General features: G+C 69.5%; 16 protein-coding genes. 9 read left to right on the top strand and 7 right to left on the bottom strand.

All coding sequences use genetic code 11. The features are described 5' to 3' along the window. The 3 genes from J0695_RS02960 to J0695_RS02950 all read left to right on the top strand — a co-directional run. On the top strand, positions 1-2,079 hold a 2,079-nt coding region (locus J0695_RS02960), incomplete at its 5' end, for a molecular chaperone Hsp90 (RefSeq protein ID WP_206959875.1). A 109-nt stretch (positions 2,080-2,188) separates the two neighbouring features. Further along, entirely contained in the window at positions 2,189-3,049 is an 861-nt protein-coding gene (locus J0695_RS02955) for a DUF5707 domain-containing protein (RefSeq protein WP_206959872.1), read from the top strand. Between the two features lie 74 nt (positions 3,050-3,123). Continuing rightward, positions 3,124-3,996, top strand: coding sequence for a DUF5707 domain-containing protein (locus J0695_RS02950; RefSeq protein WP_206959870.1), 873 nt, complete (start codon positions 3,124-3,126; stop codon positions 3,994-3,996). Positions 3,997-4,064: 68 nt separating this feature from the next. On the opposite strand, the gene J0695_RS02945 is transcribed toward J0695_RS02950, so the two are convergent. Then, positions 4,065-6,515, bottom strand: a complete 2,451-nt coding sequence (locus tag J0695_RS02945; protein WP_206959868.1) for a cation-translocating P-type ATPase — start codon at positions 6,513-6,515, stop codon at positions 4,065-4,067. Between the two features lie 53 nt (positions 6,516-6,568). Further along, a complete protein-coding gene (locus tag J0695_RS02940) occupies positions 6,569-6,868 on the bottom strand; it encodes a DUF2530 domain-containing protein (RefSeq protein WP_206959865.1) in 300 nt (99 codons plus the stop codon). Between the two features lie 186 nt (positions 6,869-7,054). Between J0695_RS02940 and J0695_RS02935 the strand changes: the two genes are divergently transcribed. Further along, entirely contained in the window at positions 7,055-8,515 is a 1,461-nt protein-coding gene (locus J0695_RS02935) for an NCS2 family permease (protein WP_206959863.1), read from the top strand. A gap of 54 nt (positions 8,516-8,569) precedes the next feature. Here J0695_RS02935 and J0695_RS02930 read toward each other — a convergent pair whose 3' ends face one another. Then, complete coding sequence (locus tag J0695_RS02930; RefSeq protein WP_206959861.1) at positions 8,570-8,752, bottom strand: CopG family antitoxin; 183 nt, start codon at positions 8,750-8,752, stop codon at positions 8,570-8,572. 132 nt (positions 8,753-8,884) lie between these two features. On the opposite strand from J0695_RS02930, the gene J0695_RS02925 reads away from it, so the two are divergent. After that, positions 8,885-9,322, top strand: a complete 438-nt coding sequence (locus J0695_RS02925; RefSeq protein WP_206959859.1) for a MarR family winged helix-turn-helix transcriptional regulator — start codon at positions 8,885-8,887, stop codon at positions 9,320-9,322. A 42-nt stretch (positions 9,323-9,364) separates the two neighbouring features. Continuing rightward, on the top strand, positions 9,365-10,705 hold the full coding sequence (locus tag J0695_RS02920; RefSeq protein WP_206959857.1) for an MFS transporter: 1,341 nt from the start codon (positions 9,365-9,367) through the stop codon (positions 10,703-10,705). Between the two features lie 180 nt (positions 10,706-10,885). Here J0695_RS02920 and J0695_RS02915 read toward each other — a convergent pair whose 3' ends face one another. Together J0695_RS02915 and J0695_RS02910 are read right to left on the bottom strand one after the other, a co-directional pair. Then, the gene (locus tag J0695_RS02915) at positions 10,886-11,875 is read right to left on the bottom strand and encodes an aldo/keto reductase (RefSeq protein WP_206959855.1); all 990 of its coding nucleotides are present in this window, start codon (positions 11,873-11,875) and stop codon (positions 10,886-10,888) included. A gap of 51 nt (positions 11,876-11,926) precedes the next feature. Next, the gene (locus J0695_RS02910) at positions 11,927-12,634 is read right to left on the bottom strand and encodes a GDSL-type esterase/lipase family protein (protein ID WP_372445689.1); all 708 of its coding nucleotides are present in this window, start codon (positions 12,632-12,634) and stop codon (positions 11,927-11,929) included. Positions 12,635-12,711: 77 nt separating this feature from the next. Here J0695_RS02910 and J0695_RS02905 point away from each other — a divergent pair, with 77 nt between their 5' ends. After that, positions 12,712-13,716 (top strand): SdiA-regulated/phytase-like domain-containing protein, encoded by a 1,005-nt coding sequence (locus J0695_RS02905; RefSeq protein ID WP_206959853.1) that lies wholly within the window; start codon positions 12,712-12,714, stop codon positions 13,714-13,716. Positions 13,717-13,722: 6 nt separating this feature from the next. On the opposite strand, the gene J0695_RS02900 is transcribed toward J0695_RS02905, so the two are convergent. Beyond that, positions 13,723-14,127: a PPOX class F420-dependent oxidoreductase gene (locus tag J0695_RS02900; RefSeq protein WP_206959851.1), complete on the bottom strand. Its 405-nt coding sequence runs from the start codon at positions 14,125-14,127 to the stop codon at positions 13,723-13,725. 201 nt (positions 14,128-14,328) lie between these two features. Here J0695_RS02900 and J0695_RS02895 point away from each other — a divergent pair, with 201 nt between their 5' ends. Together J0695_RS02895 and J0695_RS02890 are read left to right on the top strand one after the other, a co-directional pair. Next, positions 14,329-15,807, top strand: coding sequence for an MFS transporter (locus tag J0695_RS02895; RefSeq protein WP_206959849.1), 1,479 nt, complete (start codon positions 14,329-14,331; stop codon positions 15,805-15,807). Next, complete coding sequence (locus tag J0695_RS02890) at positions 15,804-16,361, top strand: TetR/AcrR family transcriptional regulator (RefSeq protein WP_206959847.1); 558 nt, start codon at positions 15,804-15,806, stop codon at positions 16,359-16,361. The genes J0695_RS02895 and J0695_RS02890 overlap by 4 nt, the downstream gene beginning before the upstream one ends. A gap of 71 nt (positions 16,362-16,432) precedes the next feature. Here the strand turns inward: J0695_RS02890 and serC are convergent, their stop codons facing one another. After that, positions 16,433-17,551, bottom strand: a complete 1,119-nt coding sequence (gene serC, locus J0695_RS02885) for a phosphoserine transaminase (protein ID WP_206959845.1) — start codon at positions 17,549-17,551, stop codon at positions 16,433-16,435. Between the last annotated feature and the right edge of the window lie 38 nt (positions 17,552-17,589).

The following is a 17,589-nucleotide window of genomic DNA, read 5'->3' as shown; positions in this document are numbered from 1 at the left end:
GTACGCGTCGGCCGCCCGCTCACCGACTTCCTCGTCGAGCGGGCGGCCGACGCGTACGCCGAACTGCTCGCCGGCTGGGCCCCCGTCTCCACCGCCACCATCGACCTCGTCCCGGGCCCGCTCGGCAAGGGCGAGCTCGACGGCGCCCTGCGCGCCGCCGTACTCGACCGGCTCCCGCGCATCGCCTTCCTCGCGCCCGCCGTGACCTCGGAGGAGTTCAGGGCGCTGCGGCCCTTCGAGGCGGAGGTCGTGGAAGGTGCGAGCGCGGAGACCGTACGGGTCCTCGCCGAGGTCCTCCCCACCCTCCTCCCCGCAGGGCTGGAGCGCCGCGTGGAGCTGCGCACGCTGGGCGTCGGCCGTCTCCCGCTCGGGGACGCCATCGAGCGGATCGGCGGTGCCGAGCGCGAACCCGGCTGGTGGCGGCGGCTGTACGAGACCCTGACGGGCGTCGACCCCGACCGCCTCAGCGGCCTCCCCGTCCCGCTGGCCTCGGGCCGCACCGCCGTCGGCCCCCGCCAGGTGCTGCTGCCGCTGCCCGATACCCCGGCCGACCTCGCCCGCCTCGGGCTGAAGGTCGCGCACCCCGACGCCGTACACCCCCTCCTGGAGAAGCTGGGCGCGCTGTCGGCGACCCCGCGCGCCGTCCTCACCACCCCGCAGGTCAGGGCCGCCGTCGCCGCGTCCCTCGACGCGGGGGAGATCTGGGACGAGGACGACAACGCCCTGGACGCCGACGAGCTGGCCCAGACCGTTCTCGCGCTCGTACGGGACGCCGATCTGGCCCCCGGCGACGAGCCCTGGCTCGCCGCGCTCGCCCTGACCGACGAGGACGGCGAACTCGCCCCCGCCGGTGAACTGGTCCTCCCCGGCAGCCCGTTCGCCCAGATCATGCGCGAGGACGCACTGGCGCTCTGCGACCAGGAGCTGGCCGACCGCTGGGGCGAGCAGCCGCTGACCGCCTGCGGGGTCCTGGCGACCTTCGCCCTCGTACGCGCCACCGATGTGGTCCTGGACCCGGACGAGCTCGACCCGCGCGACGGCGACTTCCCCGAGCCCGACGACGCGGGCCTCCTCGACGCGGTGGACGTCTGGTGCGAGGACCTCCTCGACCAGCTCCCCGAGACGCCCGTGCCGCCGGTCGCCACCGAACTGGTGGCCGTACGCGACCTCGACCTGGTCGACGACGACGCCTGGCCCCAGGCCCTCGCGCTCCTCGCCCGGCCGCCGCTGCGGGACGCGCTCACCCAGCCTGTCCGCATCCTGCTCCCCGACGGCACGACCACCTCCGTGCGCTCGTACACCGCCTGGTGGCTGCGCGACCACCCGGTCGTCAACGGCCGCCGCCCCGCCGGGATGCGCACCTCGGGCGGCGACCCGCTGCTGGCGGGCCTCTACGACGAGGCGGACGCGACCGGCTTCGAGGACGAGCAGGTGCTCAGGGCGCTGGGCGTACGGACCTCCGTGGCCGCGCTCCTCGACGAGCCCGGCGGTGCGGCCGAGCTCCTCACCCGCCTCGCGGACCCGGACAGGGACGTCACCTCTCCCCAGCTCCACGCCCTCTACGGCGCCCTGGCGGACCTCGACCCCGAACAGGTCACCCTCCCCGACGAGCTGCGCGCGGTCACCGACGGCCGGACGGTGATCGTGGACGCCGCCGACGCGGCGGTAGCGGACGCCCCCGACCTGCTCCCGTTCGCCGAGGGCATCCCGCTGCTCCCGGTCGCCCCCGCCCGCGCCGCCGATCTGGCCGAGCTCTTCCAGGTGCGCAGGCTCAGCGAGAGCGTGACGGCGGAGGTGACGTCGGACGGCGAGGAGCGAGAGGTGCCCGCGGCGGTACGCACTCTTCTCGGCGCCACCACCCCGGCGACGTACATCGAACACGAGGAGCTCTACGCGGGCGGCCGCGAGCTGGACTGGCGCCGTACCGCCGACGGCGTTCTGCACGCGGCGACGCTGGAGGGCGTGGCCGCGGGTCTGGCCTGGTCGGCGGGTCAGTGGCCGCGCCGCTTCGAGGTCGCGGCGCTCCTTGAGGACCCCTCGCGTACGGAGGAACTGGCGCGCGACCGCTGGTTCGACTGACCGGTCACACTTTCTTCACGGCTCGTACAACCTTTCACTCCTGTCACAGGTCTGTTCTGCGGAACCACGGGATTTCCCGGGTTCAGCAGAACTCTCCTGGGGATTGAACATGCGTACACGTGCCAATGCGGCAGCCGTCATCGGCGCCTTGGCTCTCTCCGCTCTTGCTCTCCCGTCGGCCGCCCAGGCCGACACTCAGCCGTCCGCTGCCGCTTCCCGGCATATGGCCGCGTTCGCCGCGAAGAGCGGCCCGGGCGACACGGTCAACGAGCCGACACAGGTCACCAAAGTCCTGATCAACGGTGGCAAGGACATCGTCGTCGGCGTCTCCGCGACGGTGAAGGTCAAGGTCGCCATTACGGTCACCGACCCGAAGGGCGTCTCGGACGCCGATGTCTTCCTCTGGCACGGCAGCACCACCGCCACCTCCGACGGTTTCATCGACACGGACGACATCTCGGGCGACAACTTCGCCAAGTGCGTCGCGGTGAACGCCACCACGTCGAATTGCTCGCAGACCATCTCGATCAACCCGAAGACCGACCTCTGGGCCGGCAGCGCCTCCGCCGGGTCGTGGAAGGTCTCCGTGGCCGGCATCGGCAACACCGGTGGCTTCTTCCAGAAGTCCGTCTACCAGACCCAGCGCATCCAGCGCGCCTCGCGTCTGACGGTCAACGCCGCCCCCGAGCCGGTGAAGAAGGGCAAGCCCATCACCGCCACCGGGAAGCTGGACCGCGCGAACTGGGACGACTTCCAGTACCACGGCTACGCCTCCCAGCCGGTGAAGCTGCAGTTCCGCAAGAAGAACAGCAGCACCTACACCACCGTCAAGACCATCAAGACGAACGTCTACGGCAACCTCAAGACCACCGTGAAGGCTGTCCAGGACGGCTACTGGCGCTATGTCTTCACCGGCACGTCGACGACGCCCGCGGTCACGACCGCAGGCGACTACGTCGACGTCCGCTGACAGCGCCCGGACACACCGCACCACCCGCGGCGGGGGACCCCCGGCGGGATCGCACCATCATCATGGGGATATACATGCGCATTCGTACCGCACTGGCCGCCACCACCGGCGCTCTGGCCATCGCCTCGCTCGTCGCGCCGGCCGCACAGGCCGCAGGCAGCACCCCGGCAGACATCAAGGTCCCGACGCTCCAGACCCCGGGCCCCCAGATGTCGGCGTTCGCCTCCTCGACCACGGGCAACAAGCAGGTCGGCGACACCAACATCACCAACGTGGTCGTCAACGGCGGCAAGAACATCGTCGTCGGCACCGCGGTCAAGAAGACCTTCTCGATCTCCTTCACCGCCAAGGACAACAAGGGCATCTACAGTGCCATGGCGTTCCTCTGGCACGGCAGCTCCTTCACGGACAAGGGCATCAACGGCGCCATCACGCCGACGGCCGACAAGGCCACGTGCAAGAAGGTCAGCAGCACGACCTCGAACTGCAAGATCAACATGACGGCCGACCCCAAGGTCGACCTGTACAGCAACATCCTCGCGGGCAGCTGGAAGGTCTACGTCGGCGCCGCCGGCAACGACAACAGCATCCAGATCAAGACCGCGTACAAGACCCAGCTGGTCCAGCGCGGCGCGAAGATCGACGAGGCCAACGCCGGTCCCGAGCCGGTCGTCAAGGGCCAGCCGGTCACCGTCACGGGCCGCCTCGCCCGCGCCAACTGGGACGACCTGGCGTACCACGGCTACACCGGCCAGCCGGTGAAGCTGCAGTTCCGCGCCAAGACCTCCAAGACCTACACCACGGTCAAGACGCTGAAGACGGACGCCACCGGCCGTCTGAAGACCTCGGTCAAGGCCACGGTCGACGGTTACTGGCGCTGGAGCTTCGCCGGTACGTCCACCACCCAGGACGTCACCATCCTGGGCGACTTCGTCGACGTGAAGTAAGCAGTCCCGCACATCACGCACTTCAAGGGCCCGGCCCCCGCATCCAGCGGGGACCGGGCCCTTCGCTGTCAGTCCGGGAAGCGCCGGCCGACCCATCGCCAGGCGAACTCGAGGCACACCGAGGCGACCGCCGCGATCCCGACCGCCGTCCACGGCATGGTGACGCCCACCAGCTTCAGCGCGAAGAAGTCCTGCAGCCACGGCACGACGAGCACCAGCAGGAAGCCCGCGCCCATCGCCAGGACCAGGCAGACGCGCCACCAGGTGTACGGGCGGGCGATGATGACCAGCACCCACATCGAGACCAGGAAGAGCGTCAGGGTCGCCGCGCTCGTCTCGGCGGACAGGGAGCTCGGTCCTGTGTAGAAGTGCCTCGCGAACATGTACGTGACGAACGTGGCCACCGCCGCGATCACGCCGCCCGGGATCGCGTACTTCATGACCCGGTGCACGAAGTGCGGTTTGGCGCGCTCGGTGTTGGGGGCGAGCGCCAGGAAGAAGGCGGGGATGCCGATCGTCAGGGTCGAGAGCAGTGTCAGATGGCGCGGCAGGAACGGGTAGTCGACCTGGAAGCAGACCACCAGGACCGCGAGCAGCACCGAGTAGACCGTCTTGACCAGGAAGAGCGTCGCCACGCGGGTGACGTTGCCGATGACCCGGCGGCCCTCCGCGACCACCGAGGGCAGCGTCGCGAAGCTGTTGTTGAGCAGTACGATCTGCGCGACCGCCCGGGTCGCCTCCGAGCCCGAGCCCATGGAGACGCCGATGTCGGCGTCTTTCAGGGCGAGGACGTCGTTCACGCCGTCGCCCGTCATCGCGACCGTGTGGCCACGGGACTGCATGGCGGCGACCATGTCCCGCTTCTGCTGCGGGGTGACGCGCCCGAAGACCGAGTTGGCCTCCAGGATCGCCGCCATCTCCTCCGGGTCGGTGGGCAGTTCGCGGGCGTCGATGGTGTTCTCCGCGCCCGGCAGGCCCAGTTTGGCGGCCACCGCGCCCACCGACACCGCGTTGTCGCCGGAGATGACCTTCGCCTGGACGTTCTGGTCGGCGAAGTAGGCGAGGGTGGCGGCCGCGTCGGGGCGGAGGCGCTGCTCCAGGACGACCAGGGCGGTCGGTACGGCGCCCGCGGCCACCTGGGCGTCGTCCAGTTCGCGCGTGGTCCGGGCGAGCAGCAGGACCCGCAGGCCTTCCTTGTTGAGCCGGTCGATCTGTTCCAGTGCCGCGTCGCCGCGGGGCAGCAGTACGTCGGGGGCGCCGAGCAGCCAGGTCGAGTTCTCGCCGTTGCCCTCGCTGAAGGCGGCCCCGCTGTACTTGCGGGCCGACGAGAAGGGCAGCGACTCGGTGCACCGCCACTCCACGGTGTCGGGGTAGGCGGCGATGACGGCCTGCAGGCTCGCATTGGGCCGGGGGTCGGACTCGCCCAGGGCGCCGAGGACCGTGCGTACGTAACCCTCGTCCGCACCGCCCAGCGTCCGCAGTTCGCTGACGTCCATGCCGCCCTCGGTGAGGGTGCCGGTCTTGTCGAGGCAGACCACGTCCACCCGGGCGAGGCCCTCGATCGCGGGGAGTTCCTGCACCAGGCACTGCTTGCGGCCGAGCCGGATGACGCCGATCGCGAAGGCCACCGAGGTGAGGAGGACGAGGCCTTCGGGGATCATCGGGACGATGCCGCCGACGGTACGGGCGATGGAGTCCTTGAAGTCGTGCTTCTCGTGGACGAGCTGGCTGATGACGAGGCCGATCGCGGTCGGGACCATCATCCAGGTGACGTACTTGAGGATCGTGGAGATACCGGTCCGCAGTTCGGAGTGGACCAGCGTGAACCGGCTCGCCTCCTCGGCCAGTTGGGCCGCGTACGCCTCACGCCCGACCTTCGTCGCGGTGAACGCGCCGCCGCCGGCGACCACGAAGCTGCCCGACATCATGGGGTCGCCGGGCTTCTTGTGCACCGGGTCGGCCTCGCCGGTCAGCAGCGACTCGTCGATCTCCAGGCCGTCGGCCTCCACGGTCTCGCCGTCGACCACCACCCGGTCGCCGGGGCCGAGTTCGATGAGGTCGCCCAGGACGATCTCGGAGGTGGAGATCTCCGCGGCCCGCCCGTCGCGCCGTACCGTCGGCCTGGCCTCGCCGACCACCGCGAGCCCGTCGAGGGTTTTCTTGGCGCGCATCTCCTGGATGATGCCGATGCCCGTGTTGGCGATGATGACGAAGCCGAAGAGCCCGTCCTGGATCGGCGCGACGAAGAGCATGATCACCCACAGCACGCCGATGATCGCGTTGAAGCGGGTGAAGACGTTGGCGCGGACGATCTCGCCGGTGGAGCGGCTGGAGCGCACGGGGACGTCGTTGACCTCGCCCCTGGCGATGTGCTCCGCGACCTCGGCCGTGGTCAGTCCGTGCGCCCGGCCTGCTCGGTGTTCGGGCACACCGTGTTCGGGCAGCGGGACGGGGTGTACGGGATCGAGTTCGGCCCCGGCGTCGATGGCCCCCGTGTCGGTCTCTGGCCCATGGGTCATGGATCCGACGTTACGGGCGGAAGGTGCCGTTCACCTGTCGAGGAGGCCGAACCTCAGACCTCGGAAGGACCCGAATCGTCCCCTGGCAGTACGGCGGCCGCCGCATTCTCCGCCGCGTGCCTCTTGAGGGCGGCGTCGCGCCCCCGTACGTACCAGATGCCGATGAGCCCGAGGCCGCCGCCGGCCAGGCAGGTCCAGACCCACCAGAGCTTCCCGTGGTCGTCGAACCAGCCGTAGAACGGGATCTGGACAAGGAAGAGGACGAACCAGAGGATCGTGCCCCCGGTGACGGTGGCAACGACGGGCCCCTCCAGGGGTTCCGGTGCCTCATGCGTTGCAGTCCACTTCGCCATGCGCTCAGTGTAGGCGCGGCATACATAAGGGTCGGCAGGCCAGGTGGCGCAAGGGTCTACGCGCGGAGATAGCGATCTTCCCCTTATGTATTCATACTGAAACAGCTCATGAATGGCTGGTTCCGTTCGTGTAAACGTCCAAATCTGGCTGTTTCATATCGCCCTATGACAACTGAGGTCACGCGCATGTCCCCCTCGGCCACGGCTTCGGTCGACGCCCAGCAGCCGCCCTCCCCGGGCGAGCAGCCGCAGAACGCTCTCGACCGCTATTTCAAGATCACCGAGCGCGGCTCGACCGTCGTCCGGGAGATCAGGGGTGGCCTCGCCACCTTCTTCGCGATGGCCTACATCATCGTGCTGAACCCGATCATCCTGGGCAGTGCGACGGACATGTACGGGCACCACCTGGACCACGGCCAGCTGGTCACCGCCACCGTGCTGACTGCCGCCTTCACCACGCTCCTGATGGGCGTCATCGGCAATGTGCCGATCGCACTCGCGGCCGGCCTCGGGGTCAACACCGTCGTCGCCCTCCAGCTCGCCCCGCGCATGAGCTGGCCCGACGCGATGGGCATGGTCGTCCTGGCCGGTCTCGTCGTCATGCTGCTCGTCGCCTCCGGGCTGCGCGAGCGCGTCATGAACGCCGTACCGCTCGGACTGCGCAAGGGCATCGCGATCGGCATCGGCCTGTTCATCATGCTGATCGGCCTGGTCGACTCGGGCTTCGTCACCCGTATCCCCGACGCCGCGCACACCACCGTGCCGCTGCAGCTCGGCTCCGACGGTCACCTCAACGGCTGGCCGGTACTGATCTTCGTACTCGGCACGCTGCTCACGCTCGCCCTGCTGGTGCGCAAGACGCCGGGCGCGATCCTCATCTCGATCGTCGCGATGACCGTTCTCGCGCTGATCGTCAACGCGGTCGCCGACATCCCCGCGATGAACTGGGGCCTCACCGTCCCTGAGTGGCCCGGCAACCCGGTCGCCAGCCCCGACTTCGGGCTGCTCGGCAAGGTCAGCCTCTTCGGCGGCTTCTCGAAGGTCGGCGTCCTCACCGGGATCCTCTTCGTCTTCACCGTGCTGCTGTCCTGCTTCTTCGACGCGATGGGCACCATCCTCGGCGTCAGCGACGAGGCCAAGCTGCTGGATGCGGACGGCAACCTGCCGGGCGTCTCCAAGGTGCTCTTCGTCGACGGTGTCGCGGTCGCGGTGGGCGGCGCCAGCTCCGCTTCGGCGACCACCTGCTTCGTGGAGTCGACCGCCGGTGTCGGCGAGGGCGCCCGTACGGGCTTCGCCAACATCGTCACCGGCGGACTCTTCGTCGTGGCGCTGTTCCTCACACCGATCGCCACGATGGTCCCGGCCCAGGCGGCCACACCCGCGCTGATCGCGGTGGGCTTCCTGATCCTCTCCGGCTCCATCAGGGAGATCGACTGGAGCGATTTCACGATCGCGATCCCGGTCTTCCTGACGATGGTCCTGATGCCGTTCACGTACTCCATCACCAACGGCATCGGCATCGGCTTCATCAGCTTCTGCGTGCTGCGGCTGGCGGCGGGACGCGGTCGTACCGTGCCGATCGCGCTGTACGTCGTCGGAGCGGTGTTCACCTTCTACTACCTGATGCCGGCCCTGGGTCTCACCTGAGCCGTCCGATGAGCCGTGGGACGAGCCGTGTGACGAGCCGTCTGATCGCGTGAGTCACGTCAATCCGTAGAACTTCTCTGTCTCGTCGACGGCGGTCTTGAACCGCTCGTCGAAGTCGTCGCGAATGAGCGTCCGGACCACATAGTCCTGGACGCTCATTCCGCGTTTGGAGGCATGCTGCTTGAGCCGGTCAAGCAGCTCACCGTCTATTCGCAGGCTGAGCACTTCCGATCCCATGCCCGACAGCGTCCCCGGGCCGGGGCGCCCGGCACGTCACTTTCCGCCTCCGGATCACTCATTTGAGTGACGTGACCAGCCGCACGGTTTCGGAGTGGTCTTTAGTTAGGGTAATGAGTTACTCTAACGACCATGCCTGACCTTACGCCCGGCGACAAAGCCGCCGCCGTGGACTCCCTGCGCTCAGCCGTGATGCGGCTGAGCAGACGCCTCAAGCACCAGCGCGTCGACGAGTCGCTGAGCCCCACCGAAATGTCGGTGCTCGCCACCCTCGCGCGCTGCGGCAGCGCCACCCCCGGTGAGCTGGCCCGCAAGGAACACGTACAGCCGCCGTCGATGACCCGCATCGTGGCGCTCCTGGAGGCCAAGGGCCTGGTCAGGCTGGAGCCGCATCCCGACGACCGCCGCCAGAAGGTCGTCAGCCAGACCGAAGCCGCCGAGGCGATGCTCGCCGAGAGCCGCCGCAAGCGGAACGTCTGGCTGGCCGAGCTCGCCGGCGGTCTGGACGAGGACGAGTGGGCGCAGCTCTTCGCTGCCGCACCCGTACTGGAGAAGCTCGCCCACCTTTGATCACTGAATCTCCCGCCGACCCCGCCTAGGAGGCGACCACGATTGAGTACGGGACCCGGAGCAGACTCCGCACCCGCACCGACAGACACTTCAACCGGCATACCTGCCAAGACATCGATGTTCAGCTCGCTGAAGATCCGTAACTACCGCCTCTTCGCCACCGGCGCCGTGGTTTCCAACACCGGTACCTGGATGGCCCGCATCACCCAGGACTGGCTGGTCCTGTCACTGACGGGATCCTCCGCCGCCGTCGGCATCACGACCGCGATGCAGTTCCTCCCCATGCTTCTCTTCGGTCTCTACGGCGGTGTGATCGCCGACCGGTTCCCCAAGCGCAAGCTGCTCCTCTCCACCCAGGGAGCGATGGGCCTCGGCGGCCTCTTCCTCGCCGTGATGACCCTCTCCGGCAACGTCGAGGTCTGGCACGTGTACGCCACGGCCTTCTTCACCGGACTGGTCACCGTCATCGACAACCCGTCCCGGCAGTCCTTCGTGTCCGAGATGGTCGGCCCCGACCAGATCCGCAACGCGGTCTCCCTGAACTCGGCGAACTTCCAGTCCGCCCGGCTCATCGGCCCCGCCGTCGCCGGTGTCATGACGGCCGCCGTCGGCCCCGGCTGGGCCTTCCTCGCCAACGGACTCTCCTTCATCGCGCCCATCACCGGGCTGCTGCTGATGCGGACCTCCGAGTTCCACCCGGCACCGCGCAGGGCGCGCGGCAAGGGCCAGCTGCGCGAGGGGCTCAACTACGTCTCCAAGCACCCGGAGCTGATCTGGCCGATCGTCCTGGTCGGCTTCATCGGCACCTTCGGCTTCAACTTTCCGATCTGGCTCTCGGCCTTCGCCAACGACACGTTCCATGGCGACTCGGGCATGTACGGCATGTTCAACACCCTGATGGCGATCGGCTCCCTGGTGGGCGCCCTGCTGGCGGCCCGCCGAGGCACCTCCAGACTGCGCGTGCTCGCCGGGGCGGCGATCCTCTTCGGCGTACTGCAGGTGGCGGCGTCGCTTGCCCCGTCCCTGTGGCTGTTCGTGCTGCTGCTCGTCCCGATCGGCATCCTGGGGCTGACGGTCAACGTGACCGCCAACTCCACGGTCCAGATGGGCACCGACCCCGAGATGCGGGGCCGGGTGATGGCCCTGTTCATGATGGTCTTCACCGGGGGTACGCCTCTGGGCGGACCGCTCTTCGGCTGGCTGACGGACGCCTACGGGGTCCGGCTGAGCTTCGCGCTCGGCGGCATCGTCTGCGCGACGGCTGCCGTGGGGGTCGGCCTGATGCTGGCCCGCGCGGCGAACCTCAAGCTCAAGGTGGACCTGCGGAAGGGGCAGCAGCACCTCGCCTTCGTACCGCGCGAGCAGCTGGCTACGGCGGCCTGAGAATCCTGATGCGGGGGCGGCCGGGGCGAGGCCGCCCCCGCGGGCCCGTTACGCTCGATGGCGTGGACCCGAAAACCAGGAACCGGATCATGGCCGGTGTGCTCGTACTGATGTTCGTCGTCGTGGCCGTGGCGGCCGCCGTCGGAAACTGACGACGGCCGCACTCACTCCCGGCCGCTGCTACCAGGCGAAGGCCTCGGGGGACGGACCCGGGCCGGGGTATACCTCGTCCAGCTCGGACAGGACCTCGTCGGACAGCTCAAGCTCGACCGCCCGCAGCGCGGAGTCGAGCTGTTCCTGCGTACGCGGGCCGACGATCGGGCCCGTGACGCCGGGACGGGTCAGCAGCCAGGCCAGGGCGGCCTCGCCCGGCTCCAGACCGTGCTTCTCCAGCAGGTCCTCGTACGCCTGGATCTGCGCACGCTGGACGGGGTCCGCGAGCGCGTCGGCCGCACGGCCCGAGGCCCGGCGCCCGCCCAGGGTCTCCTTCTTGATCACGCCGCCGAGCAGTCCGCCCTGCAGCGGCGACCACGGGATGACCCCGAGGCCGTACTCCTGCGCGGCCGGGATGACCTCCATCTCGGCGCGGCGCTCGGCGAGGTTGTAGAGGCACTGCTCGCTGACCAGGCCGACGGCGCCGCGGCGGGCGGCCGCCTCGTTCGCCTGGGCGATCTTGTAGCCGGGGAAGTTCGAGGACCCGGCGTAGAGGATCTTGCCCTGCTGGATCAGGACGTCGATCGCCTGCCAGATCTCGTCGAACGGCGTCGAGCGGTCGATGTGGTGGAACTGGTAGATGTCGATGTAGTCCGTGCCGAGCCGCTTGAGCGAGGCGTCGACGGCACGGCGGATGTTCACCGCGGACAGCTTGTCGTGGTTGGGCCAGGCGTCGCCCTCGGCGGCCATGTTCCCGTACACCTTGGTGGCCAGGACCGTCTTGTCGCGGCGGTCGCCGCCCTTGGCGAACCAGCTGCCGACGATCTCCTCGGTGCGGCCCTTGTTCTCGCCCCAGCCGTAGACGTTGGCGGTGTCGAAGTAGTTGACCCCCGCGGCGAGCGCGGAGTCCATGATGGAGTGGCTGTCGGCCTCGTCGGTCAGCGGACCGAAGTTCATCGTCCCGAGGACGAGTCGGCTGACCTTGAGTCCGGTGCGTCCGAGCTGCGTGTACTTCATGGAGCCCAAGCCAACGCCTTGAAGCGCGCTCTAATCAAGGGCCCCAGGGGTTCAGTTGGGTCTGTTGGGCCTGTTGGTTCTGTTGTACGGCCCGCCCAGCTCCCACGCCTGGTGCAGGGCGTCGGCGAAGGCGGCCGCCAGCTTGTGTTCGCCCGAGGCGTTGGGGTGGGTGCCGTCGTAGGTGTCCTGGTGGATGTCGTACGAGGGCGGGTGCGAGGCCAGGAGGAGCGGCGACGAGGGGGCGTCCAGGTCGGCGACCAGCTTGGCGAGGAGCTCGTTGAAGCGGTCCACCTCGGCGGCGAAGGGGGCGTCGGTGGCGGCCCGTACGTTCGGGATCACCGGCAGGATCACGGCGCGGACGTGCGGGTTCGCCGCGCGGGCCTCGGTGAGGAAGCGGCGGGCGTTCGCGGCGGTCTGGTCGCTGTCGGTGTAGAAGCCGAGGTCGATCAGGCCGAGGGAGACGAGCAGCACGTCGGCCCGTGTCGCGGCGACCGTCTCGCGGATCACCGGCGCCATGTGGAGCCAGCCCTCGCCCCAGCCCGCGAGATGACGGCGCGCGGCGGCCGGGAAGGCGGGGTCGGCGTAGGCCGCGGGGTCGGGGGAGTCGTACAACTCGTCGCGCGGGCCGACGATGTCGTACGTACCGGAGGGGAGCGTGGCGCACAGGTGCTGCCACATCCGGTAGCGCCAGGTGTGGTCGCCGGCGCGTCCGATGGTCATGGAGTCGCCCACGCACAGGAACCTGGAAGGGGAACGCATGCCGCCATTTTCGCCGATCATGCTCCTGATCAGTGGTGTGAGCCTGAACACTCGGGCGGGATGGCAGGCTTGGGCGCATGCGTCTGTCTCTGTCTCGGTCTCTGTGCGGTGTCGGTGCCGCGGTCCTGGTGATATTCGGTGCCGGTACGGCGGTCGCCGACGACGGCGGCTTCACGATCAAGGACCCCCGGATCAAGGAGTCCAGCGGACTCGCCGCGAGCCGGCTGCATCCCGGCGTCTACTGGACGCACAACGACAGCGACGACGGCCCGTACGTCTACGCCGTCGACTCGAAGACCGGGCAGACCGTCGCCACGGTCACGATGAAGGGCGTGGGCAGCCCGCGTGACGTCGAGGCGATCTCGATCGGTCCCGACGGGGACATCTACGTCGGGGACATCGGGGACAACCTCGACGGCACCTGGGACCATGTGTGGATCTACCGCTTCCCCGAGCCGAAGCAGCTGAAGGACGAGACGGTCCGCGCCACGCAGTACGTCGTGAAGTACGCCGACGGGCCGCGCAACGCGGAGGCGATGATGGTGCAGCCCAAGACCGGCCGGGTCTACATCGCCTCCAAGAACGAGGAGTCGGGCGGTCTGTACGTCGGCCCGAAGCACCTTTCCCCGACGGGCGTGAACGTCTTCCGCCGTATCGACGACGTGGGCTGGGTGACCGACGGCGCCTTCTCGCCGGACGGCTCGCGCCTCGCGCTGCGCGGGTACTTCAGCGCGGGGGAGTACGACTGGAAGGCGTCGGCGCACGGCGGCGAAGGCGGCCTGGGCGAGAAGCACTCGGTGAACGCGCCGTGGCAGGGGCAGGCCGAGTCGGTGACGTACACGGCTGACGGCTCGGCCCTGATGTTCGGCTCGGAGGGGTCGGACAGCGACGTCGTGCGGGTGGGGGTGGACCACCCGAAGGGCGACGGATCGAAGCCGCCCTCCAAGGACGGGAGTTCGTCGTCGGCGAGCGGATCCGACGGCGGCGGCAAGGGGAACTCCACGACGGTGCTCGGCGTGGGCGTGCTGGTGGCGGTACTGCTCGGCTTCCTGGGTCTGCGGCGGATGTTCCGCCGGAACTGACCGCCACTACGAGGTGCCGGTCACGCGCACCTCGTAGTGCAGGGTCTTGTCGCGCATGAGGCGGTGGGCGAGCGGCACCCCGATGCCGTGCATGACGGGGTGCTTGCGCCGCAGCAGCCGCGCGGCGCGCTTGCACTCCGGACTGCCCTGGCCGAGCAGCCGCACCTGCGCGCTGAGTGCGGGCCCGGTGGGCGTGCCACGGAGGGTGGAGGGGGCGATCTCCACCTCGGGGAAGTTCCGCATCCGCTTGGCCTTCCCCGAGGAGGCGTACGTACGGATGTAGGCGTGATCCCCGTCGACGGCGATGCTGACGGGGGTGCCGACGCTGGTGCCGTCGCGTTTGTGAGTGGTGAGCAGGACGGCGTACTGCCTGGCGAGTGGGGCGAGCGCGGGGCCCGCGGGGCTGGTCATGGCTTCCATCCATGCACCGGATGGGGGTTCTGTCATCCCCTGGCGACACTCCTGCGGGGCCAGGCGCGGCGTGAGGTGTGATCAGAGGCGGTGCCGCAGTTCGGTCAAGGGGTGACGACAGGGGTGCACAGGCGTTTACCCTGGGGGTGAACGTCTGTGCACCCCTGTCGTGCGCAGCCAGCCAGAGACCCCCGGAGTGCCATGACCCCCGCGATACCCGATGCCGCCGATACCGGTGGCGTCGTCGAGGCCCCGCATCCCCGTCTGATGGTCGGCGTGCTCGCCTTCTGCGGGGTCGTCGTCGCCGTCATGCAGACCCTGGTCGTGCCGCTGCTGCCGCACATTCCCGCCCTCACCGGGAGCACCCCCGCCGCCGCCAGCTGGCTGGTGACCGTGACGCTGCTGACCGGGGCCGTGTGCACGCCCGTGCTCGGGCGCGTCGGTGACATGTACGGGAAGCGGCGCGTGCTCGTCGCCGCGCTCGGGGTGCTCGTCGTGGGGTCCGTGCTCTGCGCGGTCAGTTCGGACATCGGGGTGCTCATCGCGGGGCGCGCCCTGCAGGGGGCCGCGCTCGCCGTCGTGCCGCTCGGGATCAGCATCATGCGCGACGAACTGCCGCCCGCGCGCGTGCTGTCGTCCGTCGCGCTGATGAGCTCCACGCTGGGGATCGGGGCGGCCGTGGGGCTGCCCATCGCCGCGATGGTCATCGAGCACTCCGACTGGCACACCATGTTCTGGGCCTCAGCGGGGCTCGGGGTGCTCGATGTGGTGCTCGTGCTCGTCTTCGTACCCGAGTCGCCTCTGCGGTCCCGGGGCCGGTTCGACGTGCTGGGGGCGATCGGGCTCTCCGCCGCGCTGGTCGCGCTGCTGGTCGCCGTCACTCAGGGCGGGGAGTGGGGGTGGGGTTCCACGCGGATCGTCGGGTTGTTCGCCGCCGCCGTCGTGATCGGGGTGGCCTGGGGCTTCTACGAGATGCGGGTGGCCTCGCCGATGGTCGATCTGCGGGTCTCCGCGCGGCCGGCCGTACTGCTCGCCAACATCGCGGCCCTGCTCATCGGGTTCGCCTTCTACGGCAACTCGCTCGTCACCGGGCAGATGGTCCAGGAGCCGAAGGCGACGGGCTACGGGCTCGGCGCCTCCATCGTGGTCAGCGGGCTCTGCCTGCTGCCCGGCGGGATCACCATGGTCGCGCTGTCGCCGCTGTCGGCCCGGATCTCTGCCACGCGCGGGCCCAAGGTGACCCTCGCTGTCGCGGCCGTCGTGATGGTCGCCGGGTATGTGCTGCGGTTCTTCACCAGCCACAGCCTGCTCATGATCATCGTTGGTGCGACCGTCGTCTCCTCCGGGACCGCCCTCGCCTACTCCGCGCTCCCCTCGCTCGTCATGCGCGCCGTCCCCGTGAGCGAGACGGGCGCCGCCAACGGGCTCAACACCCTGATGCGGTCCGTCGGTCAGGCCTTCTGCAGCGCGGTCGTCGCCGCCGTACTCGCCAATGTCACCTTCCAGGTGGGCGGACACACCGCCCCCACCCTCCACGCGTATCTGCTGGTCTTCCTCATCGCCGGGGGCGCCGCGCTGGCCGCGCTCCTCGTGACGCTGGGTCTGCCGGGGCGGACCGCATCCGTCACCGGTACGGTCGGGGCCAAGGGACCCAAAACACTTGCTCAGGAGGGTGCATGACCGCCGATGTCGAAGCCGGTACGGGGCGCGACGCGATCCTGCGCGCCGCCCGCCGCGCCTTCACCCTGCGGCCGTACGCCGAAGTGACCATGCGGGGCATCGCCGCCGACGCGGGCGTGAGCGCCTCGCTGATCGTGAAGCGCTTCGGCACCAAGGAGCAGCTGTTCAGTACGGTCACCGACTTCGGCCCCGCCGCCGATCTGCTGTTCGACGCGCCGCTGGATGAGCTCGGCCGGCACATGGTGCTCTCCCTGGTCCACAGCCGGCGCGAGAACCAGGCCGACCCGCTGCTGCGGGTCGTCTTCGGCCTGGGCAACCAGGACGAGCGCTCGGTGATGAAGGAGCGGTTCAGGGAGCAGGTCACCGCCCGGCTCGCCTCCCGGCTGGAGGGGGACGAGCGGCGGTTGCGGGCCGAGCTGATCGTGGGGCTGCTCCTGGGACTGGGTGCGGCGATCAGCCTGCACCGGCCCGACAGCGCCACGGAGGCGGCCGACCCGGCGCATCTCGCGGACCTCTACGCCCCGGCCCTTCAGGCGCTGGTGGTTCGGGCATGAGTACGGGCATGACAGCGGCCCCCGGCGCGGTGTGCGCCGGGGGCCGCTGTCGAGGTGCGTAACCGCTGCGGTCAGAGCTTCTCGATCACGTAGTCGATGCAGGCCGTCAGGGCCTCGACGTCCGCCGGGTCGATCGCCGGGAACATCGCCACGCGCAGCTGGTTGCGGCCCAGCTTGCGGTACGGCTCGGTGTCCACGATGCCGTTGGCGCGCAGCGCCTTGGCGATGGCGGCCGCGTCGATCGAGTCGTCGAAGTCGATCGTGCCGATGACCTGCGAGCGCTTGGCAGGGTCGGTGACGAACGGCGTCGCGTACGACGCCTTCTCGGCCCAGGTGTAGAGGCGCGAGGAGGAGTCGGCGGTGCGTCCCGTGGTGAAGTCCAGGCCGCCCTGGGTGTTCATCCAGGTCAGCTGCTCGTTGAGGAGGAACAGCGTGGCGAGGGCCGGGGTGTTGTACGTCTGGTTCTTGAGGGAGTTGTCGATCGCCGTGGGGAGGCTGAAGAACTCCGGGATGTGGCGTCCTGACGCGTGGATCGCTGCCGCGCGCTCCAGGGCCGCCGGGGAGAAGATGCCGATCCACAGGCCGCCGTCGGAGGCGAAGGACTTCTGCGGGGCGAAGTAGTAGACGTCCGTCTCGGTGATGTCCACCGGGAGGCCGCCCGCGCCCGACGTCGCGTCGACGAGGACGAGAGCGTTGGGGTCGGCGCCCTCGACGCGCTTGATGGGCGCCGCGACGCCGGTCGAGGTCTCGTTGTGGGTGAGGGCGTAGACGTCCACACCCGCCTCGGCCTTCGGGTCCGGGTGGGTGCCCGGGTCCGAGGCGATCACGGAGGGGGCCTCCAGCCAGGGGGCCAGCTTGGACGCCTTGGCGAACTTGGAGGAGAACTCGCCGAAGTTGAGGTGCTGGGACTTCGTCGTGATCAGTCCGTGCGTCGCCACGTCCCAGAAGGCCGTGGAGCCGCCGTTGCCGAGGATGACCTCGTACCCCTCGGGGAGGGAGAAGAGGTCGCGGACGCCTTCGCGCACCGCGCCGACCAGGTTCTTGACCGGGGCCTGGCGGTGGGACGTGCCGAGGAGAGAGGTGCCGGTGGCGGCCAGGGCGTCCAGCGCCTCCGTACGCACCTTGGAGGGGCCCGCGCCGAAACGGCCGTCGGCGGGCTTGATGTCAGCGGGAATCTGGAGATCAGCCACGGTGGGAGCGTAGCTCCTGGGGGCGGGGTACGTGGGAG

This window comes from Streptomyces beijiangensis (assembly GCF_017315755.1).
Classification (GTDB): domain Bacteria; phylum Actinomycetota; class Actinomycetes; order Streptomycetales; family Streptomycetaceae; genus Streptomyces; species Streptomyces beijiangensis.
This window is presented reverse-complemented; position numbering and strand designations above follow the sequence as displayed.

Coding starts and splice junctions, on each gene's coding strand:
- J0695_RS02950 (WP_206959870.1), top strand. CDS start 3,124: ATGCGCATTCGTACCGCACTGGCCGCCACCACCGGCGCTCTGGCCATC.
- J0695_RS02900 (WP_206959851.1), bottom strand. CDS start 14,127: ATGACCAGCCCCGCGGGCCCCGCGCTCGCCCCACTCGCCAGGCAGTAC.
- J0695_RS02925 (WP_206959859.1), top strand. CDS start 8,885: ATGCCTGACCTTACGCCCGGCGACAAAGCCGCCGCCGTGGACTCCCTG.
- J0695_RS02905 (WP_206959853.1), top strand. CDS start 12,712: ATGCGTCTGTCTCTGTCTCGGTCTCTGTGCGGTGTCGGTGCCGCGGTC.
- J0695_RS02915 (WP_206959855.1), bottom strand. CDS start 11,875: ATGAAGTACACGCAGCTCGGACGCACCGGACTCAAGGTCAGCCGACTC.
- J0695_RS02930 (WP_206959861.1), bottom strand. CDS start 8,752: ATGGGATCGGAAGTGCTCAGCCTGCGAATAGACGGTGAGCTGCTTGAC.
- J0695_RS02935 (WP_206959863.1), top strand. CDS start 7,055: ATGTCCCCCTCGGCCACGGCTTCGGTCGACGCCCAGCAGCCGCCCTCC.
- J0695_RS02895 (WP_206959849.1), top strand. CDS start 14,329: ATGACCCCCGCGATACCCGATGCCGCCGATACCGGTGGCGTCGTCGAG.
- J0695_RS02955 (WP_206959872.1), top strand. CDS start 2,189: ATGCGTACACGTGCCAATGCGGCAGCCGTCATCGGCGCCTTGGCTCTC.
- J0695_RS02945 (WP_206959868.1), bottom strand. CDS start 6,515: ATGACCCATGGGCCAGAGACCGACACGGGGGCCATCGACGCCGGGGCC.
- J0695_RS02940 (WP_206959865.1), bottom strand. CDS start 6,868: ATGGCGAAGTGGACTGCAACGCATGAGGCACCGGAACCCCTGGAGGGG.
- J0695_RS02910 (WP_372445689.1), bottom strand. CDS start 12,634: ATGCGTTCCCCTTCCAGGTTCCTGTGCGTGGGCGACTCCATGACCATC.
- J0695_RS02890 (WP_206959847.1), top strand. CDS start 15,804: ATGACCGCCGATGTCGAAGCCGGTACGGGGCGCGACGCGATCCTGCGC.